The sequence below is a fragment of the Streptomyces otsuchiensis genome, from assembly GCF_004305975.1.
GTDB lineage: Bacteria > Actinomycetota > Actinomycetes > Streptomycetales > Streptomycetaceae > Streptomyces > Streptomyces otsuchiensis.
In genome coordinates, this window is sequence record NZ_BHZI01000001.1 from 15,588 (window position 1) to 34,497 (window position 18,910).

Genomic DNA, 18,910 nt, shown 5'->3' on the forward strand with positions numbered 1-18,910 from the left:
TCAGGAGGCCGCCGGAAGATCCGCCCCGCGCTGGCAGGTGTAGGCGAGGGTTCCGAGCAGCAGCCTTCCGTCCGGAGGACTGAGTGCGCTCTCCGGCCCGGGGGCACGGAGCCAGCGAACGGGGCCCTGGCCGCCGTGGTTCGACGGCGGCGCCGTGATGTGGTGACCCGGACCCAGGCCGCGCACGTCGACAGTGGGTGCGTCCCAACCCATGCCGTCCAGCAGCCCTGGCATGAGGCGCGCCGTGCCCGGAGAGGTGAAGAACCAGACGCGGCCGTGTGGGGCCAGTGCCACTGGCCCCAGACGGAGCCCCAGGCGCTCCATGCGCAGCAGCGCCAACTCCGCAGCGGCGTGGGGCGCCTCCACCACGTCGAACGACCGGCCGGTCGGCAACAGGACTCCGGCGCCCGGGCACTCGGCCCAGGCACGGGTGACGCCCTCCAGCGTGGTGCCTGCCCGGATCACGAGTTCCGGATCGAGCGGGTGCGCACCGGGGGAGTCACAGCGCGGCTCGGCGCAGGAGCAGAAGAGCCGACCGGCCCCGTCGTGTCCGGCCAGAGCCCCGGGCAGCACCTCCCAGCCCCACAGGCCGGCGTACTCGGCGACGGCTGTGACCTCCGGCGCGTGGTTGTCCCGGCGGGGCCGTCGACGGGGTACCCGCCGTAGCTCCCGCATGTCGCGTATGCCACCGATCGTGAAGCCCATGCCTCCTCCAACGGCCCGGAGCGTGGTTGGTTACGCCGGAGCGTGCCAGCTGCGCCCGGCGCACGCTGGTGTACGTGCGCCCCGGTCCCTGCTTCGTTCGCACCGGTTCGAACAGCCTGTGCCCAGTACATCTCGCGGTGTTGGGGATAGGTTCGGAAGGCGGGGTGGCGAATGGTGGCGATTGCCGGGCCCACCTCCCTGAAGCGGTGTCCACAGCATTACGTTCGGTGTGTTCGTAGACACTTCGTCATCTAGACTCGGAGTCAGCAAGCAGACGGTGTGTCAGCCGACGTGCCGTCATGTACGCCTGCCTGAACGGTGTTTGGGGCGGGACCGCCGCGATGGGACGCGCGGCTGCGCACCTGCCCGCACGTTCCGGCGTGAACCGGCGGATGTTCAGGGCGCGTGCTCGACCATCACGCGCCGTATGGATCGGTGTCCCGTGACAGGGCGACGACGAACGCGCGGCCCGCTGTGGCGACCGGGCCGGGATTGGGGCGAACCGTGAACGGCAACGGGACCGGCGGAGTCACGGCCAAGAGCCCCAACGAGCGACTCACTTCCTGGTTCCGGCGTAGCGGATGGTCCAAGGGTGAGATGGCCCGCCAGGTGAACCGCCGGGCCCGCCATCTGGGCGCACACCACGTCAGCACCGACACCTCCCGCGTGCGCCGGTGGCTCGACGGTGAGCAGCCGCGGGAACCGATACCGCGGATCCTGTCCGACCTGTTCTCGGAGCGGTTCAGCTGCGTCGTCACGGTTGAGGACCTCGGGCTGCGGTCGGCACCCCAGCACGCGGCGGCATCCGGCATCGACCTGCCGTGGGCGGGGCCCCAGACCGTCGACCTCATCAATGAGTTCTCGCGCAGCGATCTCATGCTGGGGCGGCGTGGGTTCCTCGGCACATCCCTGTCCATGTCAGCGGGGCCCGCGCTGATAGAGCCCATGCAGCGCTGGCTGATCCCGAGCCAGCAGAGCCCCGGGACGTCCCGTGGCGCGAGGCTGACGCCCCTGCCGCCGGACCCGGCCACAGGCCGCCGCCGGCAGGCCGGGCTCTCCACGCCCGAGCTGGAACTTCTTGAGTCGACCACGGCGATGTTCCGGCAGTGGGACGCGGCGTGCGGCGGAGGTCTCCGTCGGAAGGCGGTGGTCGGGCAACTGCACGAGGTCACCGACCTGCTGCAGCAGAGCCAGCCCGAGCAGGTCCGTCGGCGTCTCTTCCGCGTCACCGCCGAGCTGGCGGAACTGGCCGGATGGATGAGCTACGACATCGGGCTCCAGCCCACCGCCCAGAAGTACTTCGTCCTGGCCCTGCACGCCGCGAAGGAGGCGGAGGACCGTCCCCTCGGTGCGTACATCCTCTCCAAGATGACGCGCCAGATGATCCATCTGGGACGCGGGGACGACGCGCTGGAGCTGATCCATCTGGCGCAGTACGGCAGCCGCGACACCGCCACGCCGCGGACACAGGCGATGCTGTACGCGCTGGAGGCACGGGCCTACGCGACGATCGGCGAGCCCATGAAGGTCCGCCGCGCGGTGCGCATGGCGGAGGAGACCTTCTCCGAGCAGTCTCCCGGTGATCCCGAGCCCGACTGGATCGGCTTCTTCTCCGAGGCGGAGCTTCACGCCGAGAACGCGCACTCCTTCCGTGATCTCGCGTACAACCCGTCGCGCAGTCGTCCCTATGCCTCGCTGGCGCGCCCGCACATGGAGCGTGCTGTGGAACTGTTCGGCAAGGAGTGTGTCAGACCCGGCAGCGGACACCAGCGTTCGTATGCACTCAATCTGATCGGGCTGGCCACCGTCGACCTGCTCGACGGCGAGCCGGAGGCGGCCGCCGCTCGGGCACGGGAGGCCGCCGAGGTCGCCGAGAGCCTGCGGTCGGAGCGCGTCAGCACCCGGCTGCACGCGACGGTGGCCGGAGCCGCGCGCGACTACGGCGATGTCGCCGAAGTCATCGACATCGCCGAGCGGCTCGGGCGCGATCATCCCGGTACCGAGGCGCCACGCGCCGTCTGACCCTGCCCGATCCCCGTGCCCTGCCCGATCCCCGTGCCCCGGCCGCGACCGGCCGCCCCGTACAGCCCGACGGGCTCCCCCACAGCCACGTCGCGCCGGGCGGCCGTCGCGGCCGGTCTTCTCTCGCGCCCCATGGCTGTCCCGGCACGCGTGGCCGCCCCATGCCGGGGGTCTTGCGGGGTGGCGTGCCGCGCCGCTCGGACCCGGTATCGCGGGCCCCAGGCAGCCCCCAGCACGACGCTGCCGGAACCGTGGTCACGCCGCCATTGCGGTGCGGCCACGGTTCATGTCCGATTCATCACCGTGTAACACCCCGGAGGCCATCGTCACGGTGTCGAAACATCGACAGCCGTCGCCGGAAACGGCCCTCCGCGAGCCTGGAGCGCATCCTGACCCGCCCCGCTTCTCCCGCACGGGTCGTAACACGAGGAGACGTTCACCTTGTCAGCTGCAGATATTGGTTTCATCCTGATCTGTGCCGCCATGGTCATGCTCATGACTCCTGGCCTGGCCCTGTTCTACGGCGGCATGATCCGCGTCAAAAGCGCCCTCAACATGCTGATGATGGTCTTCATCGCCACGGGGATCTCCAGCGTCCTCTGGGTGCTCTACGGCTTCAGCCTCGCCTTCGGTGACAGCTTCAACGGCGAGGGCGGAGGGATCATCGGTAACTTCGACTTCGTCGGGTTCAAGGACATCCTCGGTCTGGAGAGCTCGGCCGACATCCTCACCTTCGCGGTCTTCCAGCTGATGTTCGCCGTGCTGACCCCCGCCCTGATCGCCGGCGCCCTCGCCGAGCGGGTCAAGTTCAGCGCGTGGGCCGTGTTCATCACTCTCTGGGTCACCCTGGTGTACTTCCCCGTCGCCCACTGGGTCTGGGGCGACGGCGGCTGGATCGCCAATCTGGAGCTCGACGGCCGTGAGGTCATCGACTTCGCCGGCGGCACCGCCGTGCACATCAACGCCGGCATCGCAGCCCTCGCCGTGGTCCTCGTGATCGGCAAGCGCGTCGGCTTCAAGCGTGACTCCTCCATGCGGCCGCACAACCTGCCCATGGTGCTGCTCGGGGCGTCCATGCTGTGGTTCGGCTGGTTCGGCTTCAACGCCGGTTCGGAGGGCGCCGCCAACGGCACTGCCGCCCTGATGGCCCTCAACACCATGGTCGCCACCGGCACCGCCGTCCTCGGCTGGCTGATCTACGAGCGCATCCGCTACGGCGCCTACACCACCCTGGGTGCGGCCTCCGGCGCCATCGGTGGCCTCGTCGCGATCACCCCGTCCGGCGCCAACGTCAACCCCATGGGCGCCATGGCCATCGGCCTCGTCGCCGGTGCCGTCTGCGCCTGGGCCGTCGGCCTCAAGTTCAAGCTCGGCTACGACGACTCCCTCGATGTCGTCGGCGTCCACCTCGTCGGTGGCATCATCGGCACCCTGATGGTCGGCTTCCTCGCGATCGACGGCGCCGCGGGCATGGCCCAGTTCGCGCTCCAGGCCGGAGCCGCCGCCGCAGTTCTCGCCTACTCCTTCACCGTCTCCCTGCTGCTGGCACTGCTGCTCAAGCACACCATGGGCTTCCGCGCCGACGAGGACGCCGAGACCGGCGGGCTCGACCAGGCCTACCACGCCGAGTCCGGCTACGACTTCAGCCAGAGCGGTGGCGGATCCGGCTACTCCGCTGGCAGCCCGACCGCGGCCAGCGCGGCCCCGTCCGCCACCGACGACAAGAAGGTCGACGCATGAGACTCATCACCGCAGTGATCAAGCCCCACCGCATCGACGAGGTCAAGGAAGCGCTCCAGGCCTTCGGGGTCCACGGCATGACGGTCACCGAAGCCAGCGGCTACGGCAGGCAGCGCGGCCACACCGAGGTCTACCGGGGCGCCGAGTACACCGTCGACCTGGTGCCCAAGACCCGGCTGGAGATCCTCGTCGAGGACGACGACTCCGAGCAGCTGATCGACGTCATCGTCAAGTCCGCCCGGACCGGCAAGATCGGCGACGGCAAGGTCTGGAGCGTCCCCGTCGAGACCGCCGTGCGCGTGCGCACCGGCGACCGCGGCCCGGACGCCCTCTGAACAACCCACCCGCCGCACCCGCGGCGACGAGCACGGGAGTTGGGAACCGCACATGATGGCGGAGCCGACCGACACCAAGGACACTTCCGAGTCCGACGCGGGACCCAACGGCAACTACGCGGCGGCCCGGCTGCACCTCCTCACCCGGGGGGAGCGGTCCGGGCCGCCGCGCCGTGCCGAACTCGCCCGACTCACCGACGACTGGCTCGCAGGTCTCTACGACCGTGTGCCGACCGTCCCCGGCACATCCCTCGTCGCGGTCGGCGGCTACGGCCGGGGCGAACTCTCGCCACGCAGCGACCTCGACCTGCTGCTCCTGCACCAGGACGCCCCCACGCAGCGGCTCGCACCGCTGGCCGACGCCCTGTGGTACCCCGTGTGGGACCTCGGCATCGCGCTCGACCACTCCGTTCGCAGCCTCAAGGAGACGCGCGGAACCGCCGCCGACGACCTCAAGGTCCGTCTCGGGCTGCTCGACGCGCGCCACATCGCCGGTGACCCCGCGCTCACCGAGCAGCTGCGCACCACGCAGCTCGCAGACTGGCGGGCCGAGGCACCCGAACGGCTTCCTGAGCTGCACCAACTCTCCCAGGAACGGGCACGCCGTCACGGTGAGCTGCCCTTCCTCCTCGAACCCGACCTCAAGGAGGCGCGGGGCGGGCTGCGGGACGTCACGGCGCTCCGTGCCGTCGCCGCGTCCTGGCTCGCCGACGCCCCACGCGCAGGTCTGGACGACGCCCGCACCACCCTGCTCGACGTCCGTGACGCGCTCCACCTCACCACCGGACGGGCCACCGACCGGCTCGCGCAGGAGGACCAGCCCCAGGTCGCCGACGCTCTCGGACTCCTCGACCCGGACGCCCTGCTGCGGCAGGTCTACGAGGCGTCGCGACTGGTCGCCTATGCCTGGGACGTCACCTGGCGCGACGTCGGCCGAGTGCTCCGCGGCCGCGCCGCGGGCGGCCGCACCGGACGCGTTCGGGGCATCTTCCCCGGACGCTCCGGCAGGCAGCGGCCGAACGTCGGCAGTGGCCCCGCCCGTATCCCGCTCGCCGAAGGCGTCGTCGAGTACGACGGCGAGGCGGCCCTCGCCCGGACGGCGCGCCCCGAGCGGGACCCGGTGCTGCCGCTGCGTGCCGCGGCCGCGGCCGCGCAGGCAGGCCTGCCGTTGGCACTGCCCGCGCTCCACCGCCTCACCGAGGCCGCCGCACCTCTCCCCGTGCCCTGGCCGGCCGAGGCACGGGAGGAGTTCGTGACCCTGCTCGGCGCGGGGCCGGACACCGTTCCGGTCTGGGAAGCCATGGCCGCCGCCGGACTCATCACGCGCCTGCTGCCCGACTGGGAGCGCGTGAGCTGCCGGCCCCAGCGCAACCCGGTCCACCGGTGGACGGTGGACCGGCATCTCGTCGAGACCGCGGTGCGCGCCTCGGCCCTCACCCGCCGCGTGGAGCGCCCCGACATCCTGCTGGTCGCCGCACTGCTCCACGACATCGGCAAGGGGTGGCCCGGCGATCACAGCGTCGTGGGCGAGACGATCGCCCGCGACATGGCTTCGCGCGTCGGATTCGGTACGGACGACGCGGAGATCCTCGCCACGCTCGTCAGGCACCACCTCCTCCTCATCCAGACCGCCACGCGTCGCGACCTCAGTGACCCCACCACGGTCAGGGCCGTCGCGGACACGGTGGGCTCCTCCGCGACCCTGGAACTGCTCCACGCACTGACCGAGGCGGACGCGCTCGCCACCGGGCCGGCCGCATGGTCGGCATGGCGCGCGGCTCTCGTCGACGAACTCGTCGTGCGCGTGAAGGCGGAGCTCGCCGGTGCCGACGCCGGGCGCGCGGCCGGCGCGCCCCGGCGGCAACCGACCGCCGCCGCAGAACGCCTGGCCATGGAGGCGGTACGCGGCGGCGCCCCCGTGGTGACCCTGCACACCCGCCCCGAGCCCCAGCGCGCGGCAGGTGCCGACGCCGATCGGTCTGACGGAGCGAGCGAGAGAGGCACCGACGTATCGTCCTCGGCCTCCGAACAGGTGGGAGTCGAGCTGACCGTGGCCCTTCCCGATCGCCCCGGCGCGCTCCCGGCGGTCTCCGGCGTTCTCGCCATGCACCGCATGACGGTGCGGTCGGCCGAGCTCCGCTCCGTCGATCCCGTCGGCCAAGGGCAGGCGCTGCTTCTGGAATGGCGTGTCGCGGCGGCCTACGGCTCGCTGCCCGAGGCGGACCGGCTGCGGGCCGACCTGGTCAGGGTCCTGGACGGGACGCTGGACATCGCCGGCCGGCTCGCCGAACGCGAGGCGGCCGCCCGCCCCAGGCGACGCCGCATGCCGCAACCGCCCCCGCCACGCGTGACAGTGGCCCCGCTCGGCTCCAGCCGCGCCACCGTGCTGGAAGTACGCGCCCCCGACGGGCCCGGCCTGCTGTTCCGGATCGCTCAGGCGCTGGAGAACCGCGGCGTACGGGTACGCAGCGCTCATGTGTCGACCCTCGGCGCAAACGCGGTCGACGCCTTCTACGTCACCGACGAAGCCGGTGCCCCGCTCACGGGGGAGGCAGCGGCCACGGTCGCCGGCGAGTTGCAGGAAGCCCTGCGCCGGGACTGATGCCGCGCCCGCCCCGCCCCGCGCGGCGCACCGGCCCGCTCCGCACGGGGCGTGAGCGCGGGGTGAGCCATGACGGTGTCCAGGACTGCATCTGCGGGGTAGGCGCCGGGCACCCCCTGTACCGCCCCACGCGGCCGCCGCGGGGGTTCGGCCGCCGCGCGGCCCGATACCCTGGGGTGCAGACAGAGCCACGCCCCCGACTCCGAGGATCCGCGACGCCGTGTTCGATACTCTTTCCGATCGTCTCAGTGCGACGTTCAAGACTCTCCGAGGCCGGGGCCGTCTGTCCGAGGCGGACATCGACGCCACCGCGCGCGAGATCCGAATCGCGCTGCTGGAGGCCGATGTCGCGCTTCCGGTGGTCCGCGCCTTCATCAAGCAGGTCAAGGAGAGGGCCCTCGGCTCCGAGGTCTCGCGGGCGCTGAACCCCGCCCAGCAGGTCATCAAGATCGTCAACGAGGAACTGGTCGGGATCCTCGGCGGTGAGACCCGGCGCCTGCGGTTCGCCAAGACCGCGCCGACCGTGATCATGCTCGCGGGCCTGCAGGGCGCGGGTAAGACGACCCTCGCCGGCAAGCTGGCCAAGTGGCTGAGCACACAGGGGCACAGCCCTCTGCTGGTCGCGTGTGACCTCCAGCGTCCGAACGCCGTCAACCAGCTCGGCGTGGTCGCCGAGCGTGCCGGTGTGGCGATCTACGCGCCCGAGCCGGGTAACGGTGTCGGCGACCCGGTCGCGGTGGCACGCGACTCGGTGGCGTTCGCTCGCGACAAACAGTACGACGTGGTGATCGTCGACACCGCCGGACGGCTGGGCATCGACGCCGAGCTCATGGAGCAGGCGGCCGACATCCGTGACGCGGTCAGCCCCGACGAGGTCCTCTTCGTCGTGGACGCGATGATCGGTCAGGACGCGGTCACCACGGCCGAGGCGTTCCGGGACGGCGTGGGATTCGACGGCGTGGTGCTGTCGAAGCTCGACGGTGACGCCCGCGGTGGTGCGGCGCTCTCGGTGGCGCATGTCACCGGCCGACAGGTCATGTTCGCCTCCAACGGAGAGGGCCTCGACGACTTCGACGCCTTCCACCCGGACCGGATGGCGTCCCGCATCCTCGGCATGGGAGATGTGCTCAGCCTGATCGAGAAGGCCGAGCAGACCTTCAGCCAGGAGGAGGCGGAGAAGCTCGCCGAGAAGCTGTCCAAGGGGCCCAAGCAGTTCACCCTGGACGACTTTCTGTCGCAGATGGAGCAGGTCCGCAAGATGGGCTCCATCTCCAAGCTCCTCGGCATGATGCCCGGCATGGGGCAGATGCGGGACCAGATCAACAACCTCGACGAGCGGGACGTGGACCGCACCGCCGCCATCATCAAGTCGATGACCCCGGGCGAGCGCGAGGACCCGAAGATCATCAACGGCTCGCGCCGCGCTCGTATCGCGCGCGGTTCGGGTGTAGACGTCAGCGCGGTGAAGAACCTGGTGGAGCGGTTCTTCGAAGCGCGGAAGATGATGTCCAAGATGGCGCAGGGCGGCGGCATGCCGGGCATGCCGGGCATGCCCGGCATGGGGGGCGGGGCCGGCAAGAAGCGCGGCAAGCAGCCGCCCAAGAAGGTGAAGGGCAAGCAGCGCAGCGGAAACCCGATGAAGCGCAAGGCGGACGAGCAGGCGGCCGCAGACCGGCGCGCCGCCGGTGGCGCCTTCGGTGTCCCCGGCGCGGGGCAGGACGCGAGCGACTTCCAGCTTCCGAAGGAGTTCCGGGACATCCTGCCCCCGGACAAGTGAGCCGGACCGGAACGGGCCTGTGGGGCGTAGCGGGGGACCGCCGCGCCCCACAGGCCCGTTCCGGGAGTTCTCGTGGGCTGGACGCGGGCTCACCCGCCCCCAGCCTGCCCCGGGAGCCTGCCGCCGGGCGGCGCGTGACGCGGGTGCGGACGGAGAGCGCCGATCAGAGCGTTCTCCGGGTGTTCACGGCGGCACGGCGCACGGCGCACGATGCCCGGCGCCCCGCTGCCGGGCCGCCCACCGCCGCGAAAGCGTCGCCCCACCGCCCCGTCAGCGGAGGGGTCCACGCACCGGGCTGCCCCGCCGCGCGCCATGCCGTCACCCGCGCCGCCCCAGGCGACGCGGTCAGACCTCGGCGATCACGTAGGGGAGCGGGCTGGGGAGCCAGACAGCGCCGTCGCGCCCCACGTACGGGTGGAGCGCCTCCGTCAGTTCCCGCACCACCTGCTCGGCGCCCGCCACGCGGACCGCCGCGTCGAAGTTCCCCGTGGCCAGCAGCCCCCGTACCGCCCCGTCCAGCCCGGGATAGCCGAAGGGACAGTTCACCTCGGCGGTCTCGCGATGCCGGAGGCCCGCACGCGCCGCCACGTCCTCCAACGCGGCTGCCGATCCCACCGGCCCGGTGGTTTCCTGGCCCTCGCCGCGCGGCGGTGTCCCGTCCTCCGCGCCGCAGCGCGCGGCTCGCGCACGCCCGTCGGCGGGGCCCGGTTCCCGCGTCGGGGTGTCGAGGCGGTGAGTGACCGTCGCGGTGCACTGACCCGGGTCGCCGCAGCCAGCCAGCACCACCGGGCTTCCCGGCGCGGCGAGCCGCGCCGCCCGGCGCAGCACCGCCGGATCGGGTGGCCCGCTGAAGGCTGTGATCAGGGTGTAGGGAGCACCCGCAGCGTCCGGGACCGCTGACGACACCAGCCTCGCGGGCCAGCGCCGGCCGCCCCACTCCGGCTCGGGGAGCAGTCGCTCGCGCGCCAGGCGCAGCCGGTCGGCATCGGTGTCGGCGCCGGTGACATCCGCTCCCAGGGAGGCGGCACGGAGCAGGGCGAGTCCGGAGCCACACCCGAGACCGAGCAGTCGTGTGCCCGGCCCCACGCCCAGGCGTCGGTACACGGCGTCGTAGAGCGGGACGAACATGCGCTCCTGGATCTCCGCCCAGTCACGCGCGCGGGCCGGTGGTGCGGTGTCGTGGCGTCCGGGCGGACGCCGGTGCTCCTGGTGGATCAGCGTGGGTGTCATGACCGTGCCCCAATCGACGGGTGTGCGGCGGCCGCCGGCCGATGAAGTTGCCCCTGCTCCTGTATGACAGAAAACTCCGCTCCGCTCCTGTCGTCCAGAGGGCGATCGAGGCGTGATTCACGCTTATGACACGTCGCGCCGTAGCATTCGCGGCATGGCAAAGGCTCCCGTACTCACCCCCCAGGCGGAGGACTTCCCGCGCTGGTACCAGGACCTGATCAACAAGGCCGAGCTGGCCGACAACGGGCCTGTGCGCGGCACGATGGTCATTCGACCGTATGGCTACGGCCTGTGGGAGCGAATGCAGCAGGAGCTGGATGCCCGGATCAAGCGGGCGGGGGCGAAGAACGCCTACTTCCCCCTCTTCATCCCGCAGTCGTACCTGAACCGTGAGGCCGAACATGTGGAGGGCTTCGCTCCGGAGCTCGCCGTGGTCACGCACGGAGGAGGCAAGGAGCTGGAGGAGCCGGTGGTGGTGCGGCCCACCTCCGAGACGATCGTCAACGAGTACTTCTCCAAGTGGGTCCAGAGCTATCGGGACCTCCCGCTCCTGATCAACCAGTGGGCCAACGTGGTGCGCTGGGAGATGCGTCCGCGGGTCTTCCTCCGAACGAGTGAGTTCCTCTGGCAGGAGGGCCACACCGCGCACGCGACCTACGAGGACGCGCGGGAGTACGCGGCGCGGATCCACCGCGACGTCTACGCGGACTTCATGGTGAACACGCTCGCCATCGACGTGGTACTCGGTCGGAAGACTCCCCAGGAGCGGTTCGCCGGCGCGATCAACACCCTCACCCTCGAAGGCATGATGCGGGACGGCAAGGCGCTCCAGATGGGCACCAGCCACGAGCTCGGCCAGAACTTCGCGAAGGCCTTCGACACCCGCTTCCTCTCGCGGGACGGTGGCCGTGAGCTGGTGTGGCAGACGTCGTGGGGCGCCTCCACCCGCCTGGTCGGCGGTTTGATCATGGGTCACGGGGACGACAACGGGCTCAGAGTGCCGCCCCGCCTGGCCCCCGTGCAGGTCGTGGTCCTCGCCATCAAGGGCGACGAAGCGGTAATCGCCAAGGTCCGGGAGATCGGCGAGCGGCTGGCCGCCGCCGGTGTGAGGGTGGAGGTCGACGACCGCACCGACACTCCGTTCGGCCGCAGGGCCGTGGACTGGGAGCTCAAAGGCGTGCCCGTGCGGGTGGAGATCGGCCCGCGGGACCTCGAGAGTGGAACCGCCGTGCTCGCTCGCCGGATTCCGGGTGGCAAGGAGACGGTGGCGATCGACACTCTCGCCGGTGTGCTTCCCGGGCTGCTCGAGGCAGACCAGGCGCTGCTGCTGGCCCAGTCGCGCGAGCGCCGCGAGGCCCGTACCAGCGACGTCCGCAGCGTCGGAGAAGCAGTGGAGGCGGCCAAGGCCGGTGGCTGGGCCCGCCTGCCCTGGGCGGAACTCGGGCCGGAGGGGGAGCGACGCCTCGCTCAGGACGCGGTGTCCGTGCGCTGCCTGCTCGCGGAGGACGGCTCCGTTCCGGACAGTGACGACGCGCCGGGAACCGTGGCGGTCGTGGCCCGTGCTTACTGACAGCAGGTAACCACTTCGCTGTCTCCGCCCGGTTCCGGAGGCATCGTGACCCCGCGCTCCCGGCGCGGGGTCACGCAACGTGATGGAAACTGACGGGTAAGTGCAAATTCGGAGAGTTGGCCCGGAATCGGAACACCGAGGGGGGCTGGCTCGTTAGACCCGACGTGAGCACGACACCACCAGTTCTCGCCGCCGAGTTGGCACTCGCGTGGGCCGACATTCAGCGGTACCACCCGGAGCTGCCCAACCTGGCTGCGCCTGAATCCCTGATTGGGGAGTCCTCGTCCGCCTGCGGATCCGAACTCTCCTTCGAACGGCTGCTTCACGAAGCAGTGCACGGCATCGCCGCCGCCCGCGGGGTGCGGGACACCTCGCGCGCCGGCCGCTATCACAACCGCCGTTTTCTGTCCGTCGCCGAGGAACTCGGCCTGAGTCACGCCCATGAGCCCCATCCGAGCAGCGGATTCTCCGTCGTCACCATGAACGCCGAGACCCGTCGCCGATACCGCACCACGGCCGACCGTCTGCATCGGGCGCTGTCGGCGCACCTCGCCGCCACGTCCGGCGAGACCTCGCGCAGCTTCCGCGGTCCAGCCGCTCGCCACGGGTCCTCCGGTGGTGGCGTGCGAGTCAAGGCGGTCTGCGACTGCGGGCGTAACGTCCGGGTCGTGCCGTCGGTGCTCGCCCAGGCCCCGATCGTCTGCGGCGCCTGCGACAAACCCTTCCGTATCGCGGAAGCGGTGCCAGTGGCCGCCTGACCCCTCGGCCCGCCCTCACGCTTCACCGCCCGACTCCGTGCCCCCACGCATTCGCATGGAGCCGACGGCGCCACCGCTGTCCGCGCCTGCCGGTGCCCAGTCCACCGGCAGGCCCTTTCGTGTGCGTCCGGGCCGTCCGTGGCCCCGTTCGCCGACAGCCGTCGCCCGCAGCGGGCCCGTGCGGCCCCATGCGGGCCTCTGCGGCCTCATGCTGCGCCGCAGGCCACGCAGTGCGTCGCGGACGAGGGCCAAGAGGCGGCGTGGGGCGATGTCGCGCGTATGGCAGAATGGCGTGTTGAACTCGTCGGCCGATCAGGAACCCTCTCTCCTCCGGACGGCGCGTCCTCGGGTAACACCACACCGCAACCCCACGCGGGATGGCCACGTGCCCACCCACATCAACACCAGGAGACACCACAGCCGTGGCAGTCAAGATCAAGCTGAAGCGTCTGGGCAAGATCCGGTCGCCGCACTACCGCATCATCGTCGCCGACTCCCGTACCCGCCGTGACGGCCGGGCCATCGAGGAGATCGGCCTGTACCACCCGGTGCAGAACCCCTCGCGGATCGAGGTCGACTCGGAGCGCGCCCAGTACTGGCTCGGTGTCGGCGCGCAGCCGACCGAGCCCGTCATGGCGATCCTCAAGGTCACCGGTGACTGGCAGAAGTTCAAGGGTCTGCCCGCTCCGGCGCCGATGAAGGTGGCCGAGCCCAAGTCGGACAAGGGCACCCTCTTCGAGGCTGCCGGCGCCGACGAGCCGAAGGGTGAGGCCATCACCCCGAAGGCCAAGAAGGCCGACAAGGGTGAGAAGAAGGCCGACGAGGCCGCGGCCGAGTCGACCGAGGCCTGAGGATGCTCGAGGAGGCCCTCGAGCACCTGGTGAAGGGCATCGTCGAACACCCCGACGAGGTCCAGGTCGCCTCACGCAACCAGCGTCGCGGACAGGTGCTGGAGGTCCGGGTACACCCCGACGACCTCGGCAAGGTGATCGGCCGTAACGGCCGTACCGCCCGTTCGCTGCGTACGGTCGTGGGCGCGCTCGGCGGCCGCGGCATCCGCGTCGACCTGGTCGACGTGGACGAGGTCCGCTGACATCTCGTGAACCGGCATGGGCCGGAGACGGCAATCCGCCGACTCCGGCCCATGCCGCGTTCCAGGCCCGCCCGTGAGGTGTGTGGAGTACGGCCTCACGCGGCCGCCACGGGGCACGGGGCCCTGCGTGAACCCGCCCCGGGTGGTCCCGGCACAAAGCGGGCCAGGGCCCGCACGTCCCGCCGCAGGCTCCCTGTCCCGCCATGGACGCACGTGAACGCTCAGCACGAAAGGAACCGAACCGCAGTGCAGCTTGTCGTCGCCCGCATCGGCCGCGCCCACGGGATCAAGGGCGAACTGACCGTGGAGGTGCGTACGGACGAGCCCGAACAGCGTCTCGGACCCGGCGCCGTCCTCGCCACCGACCCACCGGAGCGCGGACCGCTCGTCATCGAGACGGGGCGTGTCCACAGCGGACGGCTGCTGCTGCGCTTCGAGGGCGTCGGTGACCGCACGGCCGCGGAGGCCCTGCGGAACACGCTGCTCATCGCCGAGGTGGACCCGGAGGAGCGTCCGGACGACCCCGAGGAGTTCTACGACCATCAGCTCGACGACCTCGAGGTCGTCACCGCCGATGGCACCGTCATCGGCCGCGTGACGGAGGTCGCGCATCTCCCCGCCCAGGACCTGCTGGTGATCGCGCGGGAGGACGGTGGCGAGGTGATGATTCCCTTCGTGACCGAGTTCGTCCCCGAGGTGGACCTGCAGGCGCAGCGGGTGGTCGTCACCCCGCCTCCGGGACTCCTCGAAGAGCCGCTGCCCGGCGACGCGCGGGACGCGGGACGGAAGGACTGAGCGCGATGCGTCTCGACGTGATCACCATCTTCCCGGAGTACCTCGAACCGCTGAACGTCTCCCTCGTGGGCAAGGCGCGTGAGCGCGGGCTGCTGGACGTACGGGTGCACGACCTCCGGAACTGGACCCACGACCGGCATCACACTGTGGACGACACCCCGTACGGCGGCGGTCCCGGCATGGTGATGAAGCCGGAGCCATGGGGCGAGGCCTTGGACGCGGTCATCGGCGGAGCGGGTGCCGACGGGGACGCAGACACCCCGCACGGTGCGGTGGACGGGGGGCCTGCTCCGGTCATCGTGGTGCCCACGCCGAGCGGCGTCCCGTTCACCCAGGAGGCCGCGGCGGAGCTGGCCGCGCGGCCCTGGCTCGTCTTCACCCCCGCCCGTTACGAAGGCATCGACCGCCGGGTCATCGAGGACTACTCCGACCGGCATGAGGTGCGTGAGGTGTCGGTCGGCGACTACGTCCTGGCGGGCGGCGAGGCACCCGTTCTCGTGATGGTCGAGGCCATCGCGCGCCTGTTGCCGGGGGTTCTCGGGAACGCGGAGTCGCATCGGGACGACTCCTTCGCCGACGGTTCCATGGCGGGACTTCTGGAAGGGCCGGTGTACACCAAGCCGCCCGCGTGGCGGGGGCGCACGGTGCCGGACGTCCTTGTGAGCGGGCACCATGGGCGCATCGCCCGGTGGCGGCGGGACGAGGCGCTTCGCCGTACGTCCGCGCACCGTCCCGACCTGATCGAACACGCGGTGCCGCAGGAGATGGACCGCGCGGACCTGCTGACCCTCGCGGAACTGGGCTGGGTGGCGGGGAGCGACGGGCGATTTGGGCGAACACCGGGCGCCGTGGAAGAATGAGCAGCTGCCGCGTTCGAAGGCGCGTGACCCTGCCACAGGGGGAAGAACACCGCCGGCACGACGGCACGGGCATCGCACGGTGTCCCGCCCACCATCACATCGTTCCGCTGATGACCTGTGGCATCAGCGAAGAGAGCAGCAGGTCATGAACCTCCTCGACACAGTCGACTCCGCGTCGCTCCGCAGCGACATCCCGGCGTTCCGCCCCGGTGACACCGTCAACGTCCACGTGCGCGTCATCGAGGGCAGCCGCTCCCGTGTCCAGCAGTTCAAGGGTGTCGTCATCCGCCGCCAGGGCTCGGGCGTCCGCGAGACCTTCACGGTCCGCAAGGTCAGCTTCGGCGTCGGCGTGGAACGGACCTTCCCCGTGCACACCCCGGTGGTGGAGAAGATCGAGCTGGTGACCCGCGGTGCCGTCCGCCGCGCCAAGCTGTACTACCTCCGTGAGCTGCGTGGCAAGGCAGCGAAGATCAAGGAGAAGCGCGACAACTGAGCCTGTCGCCTTCACCGGGCCGGTTACCATCTCGGCGTGACCGACACCGACGCCTCGTCCCAGGAGCGCGATCCCACTCCACCTCCCCAGGAGGAACCGGAGCAGGGGTCGCGCTCCTGGCGCGTGTGGGCGACGGCATTCATCGCGCCGGTCGTCGGCTTCGCCCTCACCAGCGCCTTCGTGATGCAGGCCTTTCTGATCCCCAGCGGATCGATGGAGGAGACGCTGCACGTGGGTGACCGGGTCCTGGTCAACAAGCTCGCTTATCGCTTTGGCGACATTGGGCGTGGCGATATCGTGGTCTTCGACGGAACGGGCTCGTTCGTCCACGACGCCTCGGAACCGGGCCCCGTGGCCCGCGTGTTGCGGGCGGCGGGTGGTGCGGTCGGGCTGACGCCGTCCGGGGACACCGACTACATCAAGCGGGTGATCGGGATCGGCGGGGACCGGGTCGTGTGCTGCGACGCCGAGGGCATGATCACCGTCAACGGGAAGCAGCTGGAGGAGCCCTACCTGTATCCGGGCGACGAACCCTCAGCCACACCGTTCGACATCGAGGTGCCCGCAGGACGGCTGTGGGTTCTCGGCGACCACCGGTCCGACTCCAGCGACTCCCGTGACCATCTGGGCTCGCCCGGAGGCGGCACCGTGGCCGAGGGCCGGGTCATCGGACGTGCCGAAGCGGTCGTCTGGCCGCCCTCCCGCACCGGCGGGCTACGGGCGGACCGTGGGTAGTCGGGGAAGGCCCCGTGGTGCCCCGTCCCCCGGCGCCGCCGAGCCCCATGGCGAGGCATCACCCGGGACCCCGAACCGCCTCGGCGGGGGGCGCGCCGCCCGACGACGGGCGGCCAAGCGGATCCGCCGGCGCCGTCGGCTGCGGACCACGCGCGAGATACCGATGCTGATAGGCATCGCTCTCGGTATCGCGTTGCTGATCAAGACCTTTCTGGTGCAGGCGTTCGTCATCCCCTCAGGTTCGATGGAGCCGACCATCCAGATCGACGACCGCGTGCTGGTCAACAAGTTCACGCCGTGGCTCGGCTGGGAACCCTCGCGCGGGGACGTGGTGGTGTTCAAGGACCCCGGCGGCTGGCTGGAGACCGACGCCGGCATGCCCCAGAGCGCTGATCCGCCGGTGATCGGGCAGGTCAAGACCGCCCTGAGCTGGGTCGGGCTGATGCCCAAGGAGGACGAGGACCTGATCAAGCGCGTCATCGGTGTGGGTGGCGACACCGTGGTCTGCTGTGACGAGGAGGGTCTGGTCACGGTCAACGGTGTGCCCGTCGAGGAGCCTTACGTCCACCCGGGCAACGAGCCGTCCACGATCCCGTTCGACGTCACCGTGCCGCCCGGCCGGGTGTTCGTCATGGGGGACCATCGCGGCAACTCCGCCGATTCGCGGTTCCATCTGAACGAGCCCGGTGAGGGCACCATCCCCGTCGCCTCGGTGGTCGGCCGGGCGAGTGTGATCGCGTGGCCGTATGCTCACTGGGGCCGACTCGACGGCGCGGACGCCTTCGAGGCGGTTCCCGAGCCGTAGCCCGCCCGGTCGCGTTGTTCGCGTCGCGGCACGGGGTGCGTGGCGCCCGCCCCGTGCGGGTAGGCGCTGCCAGGCGGGTCGAGGCGAAAGAAGTGACAGAACTCCCGATCCCTGCGGAACTCCCGCTCGTTATCGGAGTGGAGCTGTGAGCCTGTTCCGCCCCTCGGGCAGGCTGCGAAGTGGTGTGAGGAGTCGATGTGGGGGATGTGGCAGTGGGAGCCCGGTCCGGAGCGTCCGAGGACCCGGAGAGGCGCCCTTCACCGGGATACTCCGGGGCCGCCGGCGACCGTCCTGCGGACGCGCCCGGTGGTTACGACCCCGGAGCCGGTGACGCCGACGGTTCGGTGAGCCCGGACAGTGGGAGCGCGGGTGGCCACGCCGACGACGGCGTCCCCGGTGATGGCGAGGACGGCGGTGACCGGGGCCGGGGGCACAAGGGGACGAAGAACCGTTCGTTCTGGAAGGAACTGCCGATCCTCATCGGTGTCGCGCTCGTCCTGGCTCTTGTGATCAAGACGTTCCTGGTCCAGGCATTCTCGATCCCCTCGGACTCCATGCAGAACACCCTGCAGCGCGGTGACCGGGTCCTGGTCGACAAGCTGACGCCCTGGTTCGGCGCCACCCCCGACCGCGGTGAAGTGATCGTCTTCCGTGACCCGGGCGGCTGGCTCCCCCCGCCTTCCAACGACGGCGGCGCCTGGGCGAACGTGCAGGAGGGCCTGAGCTTCATCGGTCTGATGCCGTCCGCGGAAGATCAGAACCTGATCAAGCGGGTCATCGCCGTCGGGGGCGACACCGTGGAGTGTCAGGTGGGCGGCCTTGTCACGGTCAACGGCAACGAGGTGGACGAGACCGACTTCATCTACCCCGGGAACACGGCCTGTGACGACCGGGCCTTCGGCCCGATCGACATCCCCGAGGGCCGGCTCTGGGTCATGGGCGACCACCGCCAGGACTCGCAGGACTCGCGCTTCCACATGAGCGGCCCCGGAGGCGGCACCGTCTCCGAGGAAGAGGTCGTCGGTCGCGCCGTCGTCGTCGCCTGGCCGGTGAACCGCTGGTCGGTGCTCTCCGTACCGGAGGGCTACTCCTCGCTCGACAACGCGGCGGCGCTGGCGGTGCCCGGTGCGCTCGGACTGGCCGGCGCGGTGCCGCTGGTCTGGTGGCGACGTCGGCTGCTTCTCGACCGCGGTCGCGACGACTGAACTTCGGCGGGGCGGCGTGCGGACCTGACGGGTCACCGCACGCCGCCCCGCGCCACGTCCGGGGTCACGCCCGGGGCGTGCGGGCGCGCCACCGCAGGGGGCGCCCACCGGGACCCTCGCCTTCCTCAGACCACCGCTCCACGCGGCGCGGGCGACCACAAAGCGTTCGCCGGGCGCGACGACGA

At 71.0% G+C, this 18,910-nt stretch carries 17 protein-coding genes; 15 read left to right on the forward strand and 2 right to left on the reverse strand.

The features are described 5' to 3' along the window. Nucleotides 1-705 (reverse strand): bifunctional DNA primase/polymerase, encoded by a 705-nt coding sequence (locus E0D90_RS00070; RefSeq protein WP_130796137.1) that lies wholly within the window; start codon nucleotides 703-705, stop codon nucleotides 1-3. 504 nt (nucleotides 706-1,209) lie between these two features. Between E0D90_RS00070 and nsdA the strand changes: the two genes are divergently transcribed. The 5 genes from nsdA (at nucleotide 1,210) to ffh (ending at nucleotide 9,181) form a co-directional block, all read left to right on the forward strand. Then, nucleotides 1,210-2,727, forward strand: coding sequence for a transcriptional repressor NsdA (gene nsdA, locus E0D90_RS00075; RefSeq protein WP_130796138.1), 1,518 nt, complete (start codon nucleotides 1,210-1,212; stop codon nucleotides 2,725-2,727). A 441-nt stretch (nucleotides 2,728-3,168) separates the two neighbouring features. Next, nucleotides 3,169-4,467 (forward strand): ammonium transporter, encoded by a 1,299-nt coding sequence (locus tag E0D90_RS00080; RefSeq protein WP_103501791.1) that lies wholly within the window; start codon nucleotides 3,169-3,171, stop codon nucleotides 4,465-4,467. Continuing rightward, the gene (locus E0D90_RS00085) at nucleotides 4,464-4,802 is read left to right on the forward strand and encodes a P-II family nitrogen regulator (protein ID WP_103501790.1); all 339 of its coding nucleotides are present in this window, start codon (nucleotides 4,464-4,466) and stop codon (nucleotides 4,800-4,802) included. The genes E0D90_RS00080 and E0D90_RS00085 overlap by 4 nt, the downstream gene beginning before the upstream one ends. Nucleotides 4,803-4,857: 55 nt before the next feature. Further along, nucleotides 4,858-7,404, forward strand: coding sequence for a [protein-PII] uridylyltransferase (locus E0D90_RS00090; protein WP_227869870.1), 2,547 nt, complete (start codon nucleotides 4,858-4,860; stop codon nucleotides 7,402-7,404). Between the two features lie 220 nt (nucleotides 7,405-7,624). Continuing rightward, entirely contained in the window at nucleotides 7,625-9,181 is a 1,557-nt protein-coding gene (ffh, locus tag E0D90_RS00095; protein ID WP_103501788.1) for a signal recognition particle protein, read from the forward strand. A 345-nt stretch (nucleotides 9,182-9,526) separates the two neighbouring features. Here ffh and E0D90_RS00100 read toward each other — a convergent pair whose 3' ends face one another. Continuing rightward, nucleotides 9,527-10,411 (reverse strand): SAM-dependent methyltransferase, encoded by an 885-nt coding sequence (locus tag E0D90_RS00100; protein ID WP_130796140.1) that lies wholly within the window; start codon nucleotides 10,409-10,411, stop codon nucleotides 9,527-9,529. Nucleotides 10,412-10,565: 154 nt separating this feature from the next. Between E0D90_RS00100 and proS the strand changes: the two genes are divergently transcribed. From proS to lepB (E0D90_RS00150), 10 genes are all read left to right on the forward strand, one after another. Next, nucleotides 10,566-11,981 (forward strand): proline--tRNA ligase, encoded by a 1,416-nt coding sequence (proS, locus tag E0D90_RS00105; protein WP_103501786.1) that lies wholly within the window; start codon nucleotides 10,566-10,568, stop codon nucleotides 11,979-11,981. Between the two features lie 164 nt (nucleotides 11,982-12,145). Then, on the forward strand, nucleotides 12,146-12,739 hold the full coding sequence (locus tag E0D90_RS00110; RefSeq protein WP_103501785.1) for a hypothetical protein: 594 nt from the start codon (nucleotides 12,146-12,148) through the stop codon (nucleotides 12,737-12,739). A gap of 422 nt (nucleotides 12,740-13,161) precedes the next feature. After that, entirely contained in the window at nucleotides 13,162-13,590 is a 429-nt protein-coding gene (gene rpsP, locus E0D90_RS00115) for a 30S ribosomal protein S16 (protein WP_103501784.1), read from the forward strand. A gap of 2 nt (nucleotides 13,591-13,592) precedes the next feature. After that, entirely contained in the window at nucleotides 13,593-13,832 is a 240-nt protein-coding gene (locus tag E0D90_RS00120; RefSeq protein ID WP_130796141.1) for an RNA-binding protein, read from the forward strand. Nucleotides 13,833-14,078: 246 nt separating this feature from the next. Further along, complete coding sequence (gene rimM, locus E0D90_RS00125; RefSeq protein ID WP_103501782.1) at nucleotides 14,079-14,627, forward strand: ribosome maturation factor RimM; 549 nt, start codon at nucleotides 14,079-14,081, stop codon at nucleotides 14,625-14,627. A 5-nt stretch (nucleotides 14,628-14,632) separates the two neighbouring features. Then, nucleotides 14,633-15,487, forward strand: a complete 855-nt coding sequence (gene trmD / locus E0D90_RS00130; RefSeq protein ID WP_130796142.1) for a tRNA (guanosine(37)-N1)-methyltransferase TrmD — start codon at nucleotides 14,633-14,635, stop codon at nucleotides 15,485-15,487. A gap of 145 nt (nucleotides 15,488-15,632) precedes the next feature. After that, nucleotides 15,633-15,980, forward strand: a complete 348-nt coding sequence (gene rplS / locus E0D90_RS00135; RefSeq protein ID WP_103501780.1) for a 50S ribosomal protein L19 — start codon at nucleotides 15,633-15,635, stop codon at nucleotides 15,978-15,980. Between the two features lie 36 nt (nucleotides 15,981-16,016). Beyond that, complete coding sequence (lepB, locus tag E0D90_RS00140; protein WP_103501779.1) at nucleotides 16,017-16,715, forward strand: signal peptidase I; 699 nt, start codon at nucleotides 16,017-16,019, stop codon at nucleotides 16,713-16,715. Between the two features lie 163 nt (nucleotides 16,716-16,878). After that, complete coding sequence (lepB, locus tag E0D90_RS00145) at nucleotides 16,879-17,520, forward strand: signal peptidase I (protein ID WP_170214897.1); 642 nt, start codon at nucleotides 16,879-16,881, stop codon at nucleotides 17,518-17,520. A gap of 206 nt (nucleotides 17,521-17,726) precedes the next feature. Further along, nucleotides 17,727-18,725 (forward strand): signal peptidase I, encoded by a 999-nt coding sequence (gene lepB / locus E0D90_RS00150; RefSeq protein WP_130796156.1) that lies wholly within the window; start codon nucleotides 17,727-17,729, stop codon nucleotides 18,723-18,725. Nucleotides 18,726-18,910 lie beyond the last annotated feature (185 nt).